13 protein-coding genes are annotated in these 12,967 nt (G+C 62.8%); 5 read left to right on the top strand and 8 right to left on the bottom strand.

All coding sequences use genetic code 11. The annotated features are described in order from the left end of the window. Window positions 1–61: 61 nt before the first annotated feature. The 3 genes from ACO07W_RS20370 to ACO07W_RS20360 all read right to left on the bottom strand — a co-directional run bounded on the left by ACO07W_RS20370 (window position 62) and on the right by ACO07W_RS20360 (window position 3,062). Window positions 62–520 (bottom strand): STAS/SEC14 domain-containing protein, encoded by a 459-nt coding sequence (locus ACO07W_RS20370; protein WP_421845418.1) that lies wholly within the window; start codon window positions 518–520, stop codon window positions 62–64. Window positions 521–775: 255 nt separating this feature from the next. Then, entirely contained in the window at window positions 776–1,774 is a 999-nt protein-coding gene (locus ACO07W_RS20365; RefSeq protein ID WP_421845417.1) for a Gfo/Idh/MocA family protein, read from the bottom strand. Between the two features lie 52 nt (window positions 1,775–1,826). Next, on the bottom strand, window positions 1,827–3,062 hold the full coding sequence (locus ACO07W_RS20360; RefSeq protein WP_421845416.1) for an FAD-dependent oxidoreductase: 1,236 nt from the start codon (window positions 3,060–3,062) through the stop codon (window positions 1,827–1,829). Between the two features lie 142 nt (window positions 3,063–3,204). Between ACO07W_RS20360 and ACO07W_RS20355 the strand changes: the two genes are divergently transcribed. Continuing rightward, window positions 3,205–3,768, top strand: coding sequence for a hypothetical protein (locus ACO07W_RS20355; protein WP_421845415.1), 564 nt, complete (start codon window positions 3,205–3,207; stop codon window positions 3,766–3,768). A 31-nt stretch (window positions 3,769–3,799) separates the two neighbouring features. Here the strand turns inward: ACO07W_RS20355 and ACO07W_RS20350 are convergent, their stop codons facing one another. After that, window positions 3,800–5,074 (bottom strand): IS256 family transposase, encoded by a 1,275-nt coding sequence (locus ACO07W_RS20350; protein ID WP_421840071.1) that lies wholly within the window; start codon window positions 5,072–5,074, stop codon window positions 3,800–3,802. Between the two features lie 113 nt (window positions 5,075–5,187). On the opposite strand from ACO07W_RS20350, the gene ACO07W_RS20345 reads away from it, so the two are divergent. From ACO07W_RS20345 to ACO07W_RS20335, 3 genes are read left to right on the top strand one after another with little or no spacing between them, the layout of a single operon-like run. Continuing rightward, window positions 5,188–6,177 carry a hypothetical protein gene (locus tag ACO07W_RS20345; RefSeq protein ID WP_421845414.1) on the top strand — a complete coding sequence of 330 codons (990 nt, stop codon included), beginning with the start codon at window positions 5,188–5,190 and terminating at the stop codon, window positions 6,175–6,177. Further along, on the top strand, window positions 6,174–7,292 hold the full coding sequence (locus tag ACO07W_RS20340; RefSeq protein WP_421845413.1) for a hypothetical protein: 1,119 nt from the start codon (window positions 6,174–6,176) through the stop codon (window positions 7,290–7,292). The genes ACO07W_RS20345 and ACO07W_RS20340 overlap by 4 nt, the downstream gene beginning before the upstream one ends. Window positions 7,293–7,295: 3 nt before the next feature. Then, the gene (locus tag ACO07W_RS20335) at window positions 7,296–7,913 is read left to right on the top strand and encodes a TetR/AcrR family transcriptional regulator (protein WP_421845412.1); all 618 of its coding nucleotides are present in this window, start codon (window positions 7,296–7,298) and stop codon (window positions 7,911–7,913) included. A 51-nt stretch (window positions 7,914–7,964) separates the two neighbouring features. On the opposite strand, the gene ACO07W_RS20330 is transcribed toward ACO07W_RS20335, so the two are convergent. The 4 genes from ACO07W_RS20330 to ACO07W_RS20315 all read right to left on the bottom strand — a co-directional run bounded on the left by ACO07W_RS20330 (window position 7,965) and on the right by ACO07W_RS20315 (window position 11,938). Further along, window positions 7,965–8,636 (bottom strand): hypothetical protein, encoded by a 672-nt coding sequence (locus tag ACO07W_RS20330; protein ID WP_421845411.1) that lies wholly within the window; start codon window positions 8,634–8,636, stop codon window positions 7,965–7,967. 81 nt (window positions 8,637–8,717) lie between these two features. After that, the gene (locus ACO07W_RS20325; protein ID WP_421845410.1) at window positions 8,718–9,515 is read right to left on the bottom strand and encodes an SDR family NAD(P)-dependent oxidoreductase; all 798 of its coding nucleotides are present in this window, start codon (window positions 9,513–9,515) and stop codon (window positions 8,718–8,720) included. A 229-nt stretch (window positions 9,516–9,744) separates the two neighbouring features. Beyond that, entirely contained in the window at window positions 9,745–10,551 is an 807-nt protein-coding gene (locus ACO07W_RS20320; protein ID WP_421839996.1) for an SDR family NAD(P)-dependent oxidoreductase, read from the bottom strand. Window positions 10,552–10,600: 49 nt separating this feature from the next. Continuing rightward, window positions 10,601–11,938, bottom strand: coding sequence for an IS256 family transposase (locus ACO07W_RS20315; RefSeq protein WP_421840121.1), 1,338 nt, complete (start codon window positions 11,936–11,938; stop codon window positions 10,601–10,603). Between the two features lie 53 nt (window positions 11,939–11,991). Between ACO07W_RS20315 and ACO07W_RS20310 the strand changes: the two genes are divergently transcribed. Then, a complete protein-coding gene (locus tag ACO07W_RS20310) occupies window positions 11,992–12,906 on the top strand; it encodes an SMP-30/gluconolactonase/LRE family protein (protein WP_421845409.1) in 915 nt (304 codons plus the stop codon). Window positions 12,907–12,967 lie beyond the last annotated feature (61 nt).

Genomic DNA, 12,967 nt, shown 5'->3' with positions numbered 1-12,967 from the left:
CCCCCGCTGGCGCGTCGGCAAATGCTGCAATCGCAGACGGCAGGCGCGCGGAAACATTGGCTTACTCTTGATTTTCGACAATCCACTTGGCGGCGTCACCGGCGTCGGCGGTCGGGAATGCGCGAATCTGCGCGGGCATCAGGAATCCGAAAAACTTGATGGATTGCTTGATCCAGTCGATGTCGGTCACCACTGCCAGTCGCTCCCAGCTTTGGTAATGGCTGAACCCGAACTTCGCATCGTCCCATACCGCGCCAGGATCGAATCCGGAAAAGTCCGGTGGGATCTCGTAGTAGACCCGAACCTTCTTGTGGCGGCTAAGTCTGTCGTTGACGTCTGGAATCAAGACCGTTTCGTAGTCATTTTTGGTCACATGCCCGCGGCACGCGAAGGCCGCGACATTGTCGGGAAAGTCTTTCAGCAGCTCGATCATGGTGCCCTTCCGCAACGAATCTGGTCTAACGACTTCGATTGTCGATCCGCGTCGGGCGTTGTTGATAGTGCCAAAAGTCCCTGCCAACGGACCTCTTCCAACACGGCGAGGTGGCAAACTGAAAGTGAAGGAAACTACAAATCGAGTGCTAAGTGCAGGGTATTACGTGCGGCCACCAATCCAGTGACCGGGCGGCGAATGCCACGGTCACACCCACTTGATCTGCCCGGGCGGCAGTGGGTGCTGAATCCGCGCCGCGGCCCCGTCCTCCTGCGCTCGATGTGAATACACCGCTGCGCGTCGATCTGCTGGTCAGGTCGGTATGTGAGATCGTGTTGCGGTTCAAGCAGGTTTACGAAGCGGAAGCCCGGCGGCGGAATAGATCGCGTCGATGACGGTCATGTTCTCGACCGCATCCTGAGGTGAGGTCTTTACCGGCTCGCCGCGCAGTATTGCCGCGGCAAAGGCATCGAGCTGATACGCGTAGGAGGCGCGGCGCCCAAAGCGCTCGACGCGTTTTCCGTCGGGCGATCGTACTGTCAGCCGATGGAAAAGATGAGGCACTACGGGATTGAGCGCGCGCAGCTCGCCGCGGTCTCCCACGACCCGTGCGCTGATCTGCACCAGATTCGCAGACCACATCGAGCAGCGCACTCGGCCGGTGTGCCCGCCCGGAAACCGCACATCTGCGGTCATAGCCCTGTCGATCTCCGGATCGCGCAGTTTGGCCTGCGCGGAAACGACTTCGGGCTGCCCGCAGCCAAAGGTGCGGGCCATATGGACGGCATAGCAGCCGGCGTCCATGGTTGCGCCACCGGCAAGCGAGTAGTTGTAGCGGATGTCGGAAAATTTGGGAAGCGGGAAACACACAGCGGTTTCAATCCGCTGGAGCACGCCCAGCTCGCCCGAAGCGAGGATCTGTTCAATTCGCAAAGTCAGCGGATGGTAACGGTAGTGAAATGCCTCCATGACGACCCGATCCGCATCGGTGGCCAGGTGGGCGATTTCGGCAGCTTCGGCGGCGTTGGCGGCAAACGGTTTTTCACACAGCACGTGTTTGCCCGCGTCCAGCGCAGCCCGGGTCCAGCGGCCGTGCAGTCCGTTCGGCAGCGGGTTGTAAACGGCGTCGAGGGCTGGGTCATCGATCAGGGACTCGTAGCTTGTGTGCACCCTTGAGATCCCGTGCTTAGCGGCAAATGACTCTGCGCGTACCACGTCGCGTGCTGCGATTGCGGCCACCTGCGCCTCGACATGGCCGGTGGCCGGCTTGATGAGTGCTTCGGGTGCGATACGGGGCGCACCCAGAATGCCGATCCGCAGCGGCAACCCGTGTCCGGACACGGAGACGACGCTAGCACTCGACCGGATATCGCCCGGTGATGCGCGAGCACGTTCACTGTGGCTGGTGGTCTGGTCCGCGACGGGCGAAGGTGGGCGCGTGCTCCGGCCGAATCCCGACGCCGATGAAGTAGGCGGGAATAGCCGAAAGCCACGGCAACCGCTCGATTAAGGACAGCAACGCCGCGGGAGGGGTCGGGTCCTTGCCACGAAGCAGTGGGCCCAGCAACCTGCGGTGCAACAGTCGTTGCACCGCCTGGGTTGCCGCGGTGGGCAGGATTCGTCGACGGCGAACCGCTGCCAGGTGCCATCCCCGAACCCGGTGTCGGCGCAGCGGTTCTGCCAACAAGGTTGCGGCAGCAACAGCATCTTGAACCGCGAGGTTGATACCTACCCCGCCCACCGGTGACATTGCGTGCGCGGCGTCGCCTATGCACAGCAACCCGTCAACGTGCCACCGGCGCAGCCGATTCACCCGGACGTCGAGATGCTTGACGTCGTCCATAGACGTGAGCGCCTCGACCGACGCGCTGGCCTCTGGCAGCAGCGCACTGATGTCTCGCCGAAACTCCTCGATTCCACGCGCGCGCAATTCGCCGTCGGTGCCTTTGCGTCCGAGGTAAGCGATCTGGGAATAACCTTCGCGTGGGATCACACCCAGGCCCTTGCCGGGACCGTAGCGCGGCAAGAACGAGAAATCCGCGTCGTCGTCGCGTGGCAGCTTGAACCACCATACGTCGAATTCCACTGGGAATTCCCGGGTTTGCAGCCCGGCCTCGTGGCGGGCGATTGACCACCGGCCGTCGCAGGCAACCGTTAACTGAGCCCGCAGCTCGCCTGGGCCGCGGCAATCTTGATAACGCACTCCGGCGACTCTGCCGCCATCCCGGAGCAGCCCGGTCACTGCGGTGTTCATCCGCAAAGTGAAGCTCGGCTCTGTCTTGGCCGCCTGGGCAAGCAGATTCAGCAGGTCCCACTGCGGAACCATCGCGACATAGGGGTGGGGTTGGCGTAGCCGCCCGAAATCAAGGTAGGTGACCGAGCGTCCGTTTGAGTCAAATGTCGCCTTGTGGACCTGGGTATAGTGCAACGCCGCGAAACGCTCCCATAAGCCCAATTCGTCGAGCAGTCGCATCGTAGACGGGTGCACGGTATCGCCACGAAAGTCGCGGAGGAAGTCGCCGTGCTTCTCCAGCAGGGTGACCTCTACACCTGCCCGGGCCAGGAGGAGCCCGAGGATCATCCCCGCCGGACCGCCGCCGATGATCGCGCACGTCGTTGTCTCGGTCATCAACGCCTAAGCATAGGGATCCCCCGCGTAAGCCGGTTTCGGAACGCGATGTCACCCGCGCCCGAGCATCGGCTCAGGGTGGGGCGATGAAAGTCGCGCCGAGCCACTCTTTGATATATTCATACGAATTGTGGATGAATGTATGAATAGGAAGGGCGATATGACCTTAGGCAAGTCCGCGGTAGTGCTGGGGGGAAGTGTCGCCGGTCTGTGCGCGGCGGGTGCGTTGGCGGATCATTTCGACCAGGTGATCGTGCTCGAGCGCGATGTGCTCCCCGCCGACGCTGACCATCGGCGCGGGGTGCCCCAAAGCAAGCATCCACACTGGTTGTTGAATTCCGGGCGCCGCGCCATTGACACACTGTTTCCGGGCTTCATCGACGACCTCCTGGCCGCGGGTGGCATACATCTCAATCCGTCGTTTGATGCGGCCTACCTGGAGGGAGCCGGGTGGGCCGCGCGCAAGAGATCGAAGATGACCACGATCTACAGTTCACGCATCCTCATCGAGCGGGTCATGCGCGACAAGGTGCGAGCGCTGCCGAACGTCACAATCCGCGAAGGGGTGGTAGTCCAGGGACTTGAGCACCACGATGGTGGCATGCCCGGCGGTGGCATCACCGGTGTTTGGTCGCAGGCGGGCCAGGCGCAGCCGGAATTTACCCGCACCGATCTCGTCGTCGGTGGCGTCTTAGGACTGGTGTAAAAACGCTGGGCGCATGTTCCTGGTGGTCATGTTACGCGGCGGTGGTGTCGGTCGTGGTTGTTGTGGTGGGGGGATGCAGTGGGCGGGGTGGCTCGAGCAGTTGGTGGCGTAGTTCTTGGAGGTGGCGGCTGGTCGCTGATGTTTGGGTGACTCCGCGCCAGCCGCGGCTGGCGCGGTCGAGGACGGCCCATACCAGCGACAGACAGCTGGTTTCGCCGGGTAGGCGGCCGATGACCTTGACCCGGCGACGGGATTCTCCGAAGGTGCGTTCGATGAGGTTGGAATGGCGGATGCGTGTCCAGTGTTGGCGGGGGAAGCGCAAATGCACGCTCAGCGAGGCGAAGTCGTTGGCCAGGCAAGCGACCGCGGCTGGGTAGAGCCCGCGGTATGTGGTGGTGAACTCCTCGGCGCGGCGGGTGGCTTCATCCACGGCCTGCTGGCCGGGTGGCTGGTCAATGTCATCGAAGATCGACCAGAACGCGGCTTTGATCTCGTCCTGGACCGCGACAGGTGTCTTGGCGATGACGTTACGGCAGCGATGGATCAGACACCGCTGACGCAGGCTTGCCGGAAACGTGGTCTCCCATGCGGCGATCAGGCCCGGCGCCCCGTCGGAGATGCCCAGTAGCGGCGGGCGTAGTCCCCGGTTCCTCAGGTCAGCCAAGAAGTCGGCCCACGCATCAGCCGACTCCGCTGCGGCTGGGGCCAGCCCAATAAACAGGGGCTTGCCGTCGGTGCAGATGCCCCAGGCGGCCAGCACCGGCTCGGCCGGGGCGTTGGGATGCATCCGAAAGTTCGAGGCATCCAAGAACAGGTAGTCCAACACCAGCTCATCAAGGCGTCGAGACGACCACGCAGCGAACTCGTCTTTGATGGCCGCACAAATCCGGCTCACCGTCGAGCGCGACAACGCCGCCTGCGAGCCCAGCACCTCGGCCAACGCGGCCTCGATGTCGCGATCCGACAAACCGCGCACCCATCCCGAAATCACCAACGCCTCCAGAGCGTGGGTGCGCGTCACCCCGGCACCGAATAGCCGCGAACAGAACCGCTCGTCGGTGTCGCGTAGTTTCGGGCGGCATAATTCGACCGAGCCCATCGTGGTCTTCACCGTCGCCGGCGGTTGATACCCATTGCGGTACCCGCCCGGGCCGTCCTGAACCCGACGCTGGTGACGGGCTCGGCCCAACACTGCTTCTACCTCGGCCTCCACGGCGACCTGAAACACCAGACGCACCGATAACCGCCCGACCTCCTCCAAAATCTCGGTCAACGGCCGCTCGGTCGCGGCGAACAACTGATCCATCTCAACACGCACACGCTCAATCGGCGATACTCGCTTGGTCACGGGCGTAGCCCCTCCTTCATAGCTTTCGTCGGTTGCGACGGAACCTACGCCCGTGACCATTTACACCAGCGATGAGACGCGACCTCGTCGTCGATGCCTTGGGGCGAGGCTCGTCGGTGCAGAGCTGGCTGGAAGCTGCCGGTTGGCCGGCCGTGCCGGTCAAGACGCTTGACGCCAAGGTCACCTACATTTCGCGATGGTATGAGCTGCCTCCCCAAGAAGAGCGCCCGGACTCATGGTGGTGGCGGCACATCGTCGTCATGCCGGTTCAGGATTCTGACGCGGGTCGGCCGGATGAGCATGCTTTCTTGTCCAACTTCTTCCCGATCGAAGCCGACCAGGCGATCGCCTGCATGGGGTCCTGGGGGCTGGACATGCCGCGCACAAATGATGATTTCGTTGCTTCTGCGCAACGATTGCGGACCCCGGTCTTCGCGGCCGCCATGAAGGAAAGCAAACCCACGTCCGAGGTGCATCTGACGCGCTCGACCGGCAATAAGTGGCGCCGCTACGATCAGCTGCCCACGCCCCCGCTGGGTTTGGTGTTCGTTGGTGACTCGATCTGCGGTTTGAACCCTTTTTACGGCCAAGGGATGAGTGCGGCCGCGGCGTCGGCCCTGCTACTTAAGTCGGCGTTGAACCGAGCGGCCCCGCTCGATGAGGGTTTCTTCCGGGGTTTCCTGGACGCTCAGGTCAAGGAATTGAAGGTCCCTTGGAATCTTGCCATAGCCCGAGACCGCGGCTATGAATGTGCGACCGGCACCGAAGCGTTGCCGAGTTGGCAGCAGCGGATTATTGCCGCCATCACCTGGCCAGCTTTTAACGCCATCGTCGGTGCGGCGCGTGAGGACGAGGTTGTTGACGATCACTTCGCGCGGCTGTTCAACCTCGACGAGTCGCTTGGCGACATGTTCAAGAATCGTCGGGTGCTTTTCGGTCTTCTCCGGTATCAGATCAAAAGGGCTCTGGGCAGATCCACCGTGCCCTACGGATTTGATCCCTTGCTAGACCCGCCCGCCACCGACTACACACCGACCACGGCAGCGGTGGTGCACGCATGAGCGTCACCTGTGATCCCGCGGCCGAAGCTGTCACCGCGTTTTTGGGCTTCAGTTGTCACGAGGTAAACCCGATCATCTCGGTCAACAATCCGGCGGCCCTCTACAGCTGGACTATGCCCGTCCTGGAATTGCTGATCATTGGCGGCGCTATCTTCGCGCTCGTTCACGCCGTGCAGCGACTGCGACGTGAATCCGACCCCACGAACCTGTCTTTATGGTTTGGTTCGCTGGTATACCTGGCTGTCACCGAGCCGCCGCTGTATTTTCCAGAGTGGTTCGGCCTCGACAAGCTCTATGGTTTCATTTTCGCGCACAACGAGTTCACCGTGCAGTTCATGTATGACCGATTGCCGCTTTACATCGTCGCGTTCTACCCGGCGATCATCTCCCTGGCCTACGAAATGGTTCGAACGCTCGGCGTATTTCGTCGGCGCGGTCCTATCACCGGTGCCGTCTGCGTAGCCTTCATATGCCAAATCTTCTACGAGATCTTCGACCAGCTTGGCCCGCAGTTGAAGTGGTGGGCGTGGATGCCGGATAACTACCAGGTCAACCACCCTATGTTGGCGTCGGTGCCAATGACCAGCATGCTGCTGTTCGCTTCGGTCTCGTTTGGTTTTCTGACCTACTTGGTTGTCCGATTGGTTGGTCCGGACGGCAGAGCCGGCCAGCGGCAATCGGGCCTGGCGGTTGCCGCGCGCACCATCGCCGCTGGTGTGCTCACGCCATTGGGTATGGTGATCGCCGGAATTCCGTCAAGCCTTTTCGGAGGAGACTCGCCCAACACCACCGCTCAAGCCTGGATTCTGGGTGTCGAGTTGGGTCTTGTTTGGGTTGCCGGCATCTGGATCGTCACCCGAGAGGCGCGTTTGCGACCTACGGACCACCCGGTACCCCTTAATCGTTTCGTCGTGATCTTCCCCGCGGCCTACCTTGCGACCTTCGCGGTGCTCTGGTTGGCATCTCTGCCGGAATACCTCGCCGCCGAGAATGGTCTCACCGGCGCCGGAACTCCTGTCGGCAGTAGCCTGTACGTCGTGTTTTGCTTCATAGCAGCGTTCGCTGTACTCGCGGTGCTCAGTAAAGGCCGCCGCAACGAACTCGTGCGGGTTTGAACCGTGGGCTTCCACGGCTGGCGAGGAGACCCACCTCGGACGGAGGAGCTCGCGCGTGAACGCATCCTCGCCGGAGCGGCCCGTTGTGTCGAGAGACTGGGAGTGCCCAAGACCACGGTGTCGAGCGTCGCCGAAGAAGTTGGGGTGACCAGACAAACCGTCTACCGCTACTTCCCCAGCCTGGCTGAACTACTCTCCGCGGTCGCCCAAACCGGGACCGCAGACTTCATCGAACGGATGGAGGCCCACCTGGCGTCGGTGGAAACACCGATCGACGTGGTAATCGAGTCGATTGTGTTCACCCTCAGTGAGATCCCCCATGAGCCGCGCATGGGGCTGCTGCTCGAAGCCGACGACCAAGATCTCTTTGGTCGCGGTGTCACGTCATCGACAGGGTTTGATCTGGGGGCGCGCATATTGAGAAGCATTGATGTGGACTGGCAAGCCATCGGTTTTCAAGACGGCGACTTCGACGGCCTGGCAGAGATCACGATGCGACTTATGGTGTCGTTCTTGCAACATCCGCCGGCGGTACCCCGCTCGGCCGATGAATTGCGCACCTTCATCCGGCGCTGGCTCGGACCTGCCTTGGGTGTGCCGGCCGAGGGCAGGCAATCCTGACTGGCATGTGCTGGTCGTCGTCTCCTCGGTGACATTTCCGGCAGCCGCAGCCTACCCGTCGATCTCGCCGGCGGTCCCGCGTTCGATGCTGGCTCGGGTGTTGGGTGGCAACACGATGAGGCCGTCGAGTTCGGTACACGCCAACCCATAGGCATTCGCGCGCTCCTGCGGCGTCGCGGACAGGTCCGACGCCACCCGCAGCAGGGCTTGGGCACGCGCCAACCGCTGCTGCCCCTCGCGGGGAAAGCCGCTTCTGCGCCGACGTTTTGCCTCGGTTTCCGCGGCGTCGAACGCGGTCACATAGTTCTCAACCGCGTCGAGATACTGCCGCGCGGCGTCGCGGTCATCGAGCAGGTCTTCGGCCCGCAGGGGCTTTTTCAGGTCAGCAGCGAGCTTGGTCTTGTGGAATCGGGTCGTCAGCGGATCCCGCATATCGGTCATTACCGGGAAGTCGAGGAGCTTTGCGGCGTCGAGTTCGTACTCCAACCAGCGTGCGTCTGTTTGTTCGTGTGCTTCGACCGCACGGGTGATTGCGCGCCATTGCGCCACCTGACTTGTGTTCTCCGCTTCGTCCGATTTTGCGTCTGCCCGACCCGGCAGCGCCATGTCGCGGTCGTTTGACCGCTTGCTGGCGGACGAGATTGCCCGCAAGCCCGCATAGATCACACCGGCAAGCGGCACGAGCAATAGCAGGAGCTCGATCAGACGGAACAGCAGACCCACCAGGCCAGGATGCCATTTCCGGGACGCCCTGGGTTCAGGCGCGGTGTCGAACCGCTGCTCGGCGTCGCGTCGTCGGTCGATTCACCGCTTGTCGAGTTGGCCCGCGGCGATCTGGTCGGCGACTCGCGCGGTGATGCTTCCGGAGAGACGTGAAGATATCTCGGGCGCGTTTGCTGCGAGCCGTGCCAGCACCCGCTGGCGCCGAGGTGCGACGGTGACTTCGCCGCGATTGCGCTCGATCGCGCTGACGACTGCAGCTCCGACTTGTTTAGGTGTGCCGGTGCCAACCAGCGGAGGTGCGCTCGCTCCGGAGTCGGCAAACATTCCGGCGTCGCTGATAGCGCCGGGGCTGACCACCGAGACCCCAACGCCAGCCGGCCTCAGATCGTCGCGGAGACAGAGCGCGAAGCCTCGAATACCGAATTTCGTCGCGGCATACAACGAGGCGCGTGCCGTTGCTGTCTGACCGGATATCGATGAGATATAGACGAAATGCCCGGATCCCCGCGCGGTGAACGTCGGGATAAGTTCGCGGGTCATCTGAACCGGCGCTTCGAGGTTGACCCTGAGCGCCCGGTCGATCTGCTCCGAGGTGAAGCTGTCGAGTTTCCCAGAGCCCGGCAACGCGGCATTGGCTATCAGAACGTCGATGGTGCCCGCCGCGCCGAGCAGGGTTAACCCGGCTCCGGGCTCGGCGAGGTCGCTGACGATCGTACGGTGGCCGGACCCGGAAAGCGATGCCGCGAGCTCGTCTAGCTCGTTCGGCTTGCGCGAGCTCAGGACCAGGTGAGCATTGCGGTCGGCGAGCGCCGATGCAATCGCACGGCCGAGGCCTCCGGTCGCCCCGGTGAGTAGCACAGTCTTTCCGCTTAGCTCCATGGGTACGAGGCTAGTCTGGCGTTCTAGGCGGAGGTGTCATGGTCGAGATCGAATGCTTGTGGGAGTGCGACGACGGACTCGGTGAGAGGCTGCGTCCAGATGCCGGTGTAAAAGGCAGGGCCAGTTTCGCTCCGCTGTTAGCATACGGGCGTCTGGTTCGGCGGCAGGTCGATTCGCGGGTTGGGGGTTGTACGGGCCGGTCGTGGTTCGTGCGCCGGCGATGTTTGGGCTATGAGGGCGCTGGTGGTTGTTTCTGCGTGGTCGAGGTGGCGACCGCAGGCGATTCGGGACGCTGACCAGTGGCGCGACGCGATGCCGCGGTGATGAGGGTGCGCTGCCAGTCGGGTGGGACCGCAGCGAAGATTCCGCGGTCGATAGTGGCCAGCGCCTGTGCAGCGACCTCGGCGGGGTCGATGCCGTCGGTGGACATGCCTGTCGAGACCAGGGCGGGGCAGATCATGCTCACGCCGATCGGCGTGTCGGCCAGTGCCAGCGCGGTGTGTTCGGCCACGGCCACGACGGCGTGCTTGGAGGGTCCGTAAGCGCCGCCGCTGGGAAAGGTCAGCACCCCAGCCAATGAGCCGGTGATCAGGATGTGCGCGGGCTGGTTCGCGGCCAGCAGTCTGGGTACGAACGCACGCAAGCCGTTGACAACGCCACCGACGTTGACCGCGAACACCCTGTTCCAGTCAGGAGCGGCCACTTCCCACGGAGCACCAAAGCTCCTACCGGTGATTCCGGCGTTCAGGCACACGACCCGGGCGTCGCCGGCGGCTTCAGCGAGCGATTCGACCGCATCCGGCATGGCAACGTCAGTGGGAACCGCTTGTGCCCCCAGTGACTGCGAAACTTCGCTCAATGTGACGGTGTCGATGTCGGCGAGCACGAGGTTGGCTCCACGGTCGGCCAGTGCATGCGCCAACGCGCGCCCGATGCCACTAGCTGCGCCGGTCACCACCGCTGTCATCCCATTCAGATCCACATTGTGCAGGCTATCGACCACGGCCACGCCGCCGTGGCAAACGGTTTCCCTCACCTCCCCTTACTGGGACCGGGTGGGCGTCGTCACGCGTGCGTGCGCCTCGCTACGCCGTGGCGGAGACGGGATCTGCCTGGCCGGTAGGTGCTTGACTTTGAGGCGGTCGCAGTTGGCGGGGTGAGTCGAGCAGGGATCGGCGTAGGTCTTGCAGCAGTCGGGTGCCGACCGGTGTCATGGTGAGGCCGCGCCAACCGGCCGAGGCGCGGTCGAGCACGGCCCACACCAGGCTGATGGCGCTGGTCTCGCCGGGGAATCGGCCAATGACCTTGGTCCGTCGCTTAGTTTCTCCAAAGGAGCGCTCAATGAAATTTGAGTGCCGAACGCGGCCATGGTGTTCAACCGGAAACCGCAGATAGGCGGTCAGCCCTGCTTTGTCGGTGAGCAGGATCCGCATAGCCGCCGGGTAGAGGTCGGAGTATTTAGCGGCGAACGCCTCGATCCGCTTGTCGACGATCTCAACCAGCTGCGGTCCCGGCTCGATACCCAGGCCGGTGGTATCAAAAATCGCCCAGTATCCGTCACGGACCTCGACTTGCATCCCGGTGGGGATCTTCGCAAGCACGTTGCGAAGGCGATGAATAAGACATCTCTGGCGCAACGCTTTTGGGTAGATTTGTTCGATGGCTGCGATCAGTCCCTTGGCGCCGTCAGAGACGATCAGCAGCGGAGTGGCAAGACCGCGTTCGCGCAGGTCGGTCAGGAAGTCGGACCACGCGTCGGTGGACTCTCCGGTCCCGGGTGACAATCCGACGAACACGGGTTTGCCCTCGGTGGTGACGCCCCAGGCGGCGAGCACAGGCTCGGCCGGCGACCCGGGATGCATCCGAAAGAAACTGGCGTCCAAAAACAGGTAGTCCAGAGCGATCTCACCGAGTGGGCGACGAGCCCACGCCTGGTATTCGGCCCGGATCGCCTTACAGACTTCCGAAACCGCGGACTTGGAGATCGCCGCCTGATCGCCGAGCGCTTCAGCGAGGGTGGCCTTGACATCCCGGACGGACAGGCCGCGGATGAACGAGGCGATCACCAGCGTTTCCAGGGCGTTGGTTTTCGTCACATGCTTACCGAACAGCCGAGAGGCGAACGCTTGCATGGTGCCACGCAGTTTCGGCCGCTCCAAGGTGACCGCACCTGTGGTGGTCTTGATGGTCACCGGCCGATATCCGTTGCGCGAACCGCCGTTAGCGTCGGCACAGGCGGCGGTACGTTGGTAGCGTTCACGACCGAGGAACTCGGTGACCTCAGCCTCCAGGGCCGCCTGCATCAGTAGCTGGGCGCCGAGGCGGGCGATTTCTTCAAGGATTTCAGGCAGTTCCCGATCCTCGGCGAACAGGGCGTCGATTTTGGTGCGGATACGGTCGGTCGCTGATACGCGGACAGGCACGGGCGTGACTCCTTCTTCGCAGACTTGCAGGTCGTGAAGCGGAACCTACGCGCGTGCTCCCTATTTACACCGGATCCCGGACACGACCCGGTGAGACACCGATATGGGTTGCCGAGGAGTCGTTGCTCTATTGGGCCGACCACGTCGGTCCATCAGTCGACCTCGACGGTCCGCGAAAGCCGACGATCCGCCGGCTGAATTTGGCGACCGGCGAACGCACCGTGTGGTCGATGCCGGAGCAGGTTGGTTCTTTTGGGTTCCGCACGCGGGGAGGTCTGATCGCGGGCTTAAATTCAGGATTTTGTGCCATCGACTTAGAGCGTGATCGCTTCGAGCCCATTTACGACCCTGAGCCGGACAAACCATTGAGTCGCCTCAACGACGGGAAGATTGACCGTGGCGGACGGTACTGGTGTGGAAGTATGGACACCAAACTGGCCGACAAGTCGGCGAGCCTCTATTGCTTAGACACCGATCACTCCTGCCGAAAGGTCGCCCAGGACTTCTCGTTCATCTGCAGCAACGGCATCGCGTTCGATCCAGAAGATACCCGGATGTATTTTGGCGACACCAAGGACGGCATGGTGTATGTGTTCGACTTCGATGTCGAAGACGGCCGCATTGAGAACCGACGACCGTTTTTCTCGGTGGCCGATTACGCGCCGGCGCCGGCGATCATCGACGGCGCCACGGTCGACGCCGAGGGCTTCTATTGGTTCGCTCTCAACCTCGCTGGCAAGATCGTTCGCTTGGCCCCGGACGGGCGCCTCGATCGAGAAATCGAAATGCCAATCCGCTCGCCCACGTGTGTCACCTTCGGCGGTGATGATTACGAAACGCTGTTCGTGACATCGCAGCAGGCGTTCGTTACCCAGGAGGAAATGCAGCGGCACCCGCAACCGGGCAGTGTTTTCGCCATCCATGGGCTAGGAGTGCGTGGCTTGCCTGAACCACGATTCGCGGGCTGACCGGGCTATTGCTCGTGCGACTTCCGCCGGTCCTCCCATGCGTCCAACAGCTGGTAGTCCA

The organism is Mycobacterium sp. (genome assembly GCF_965230835.1).
Lineage (GTDB): Bacteria > Actinomycetota > Actinomycetes > Mycobacteriales > Mycobacteriaceae > Mycobacterium.
Note: the sequence above shows the minus strand (reverse complement) of the source record. Positions and strands in the feature narration are given on the sequence as shown.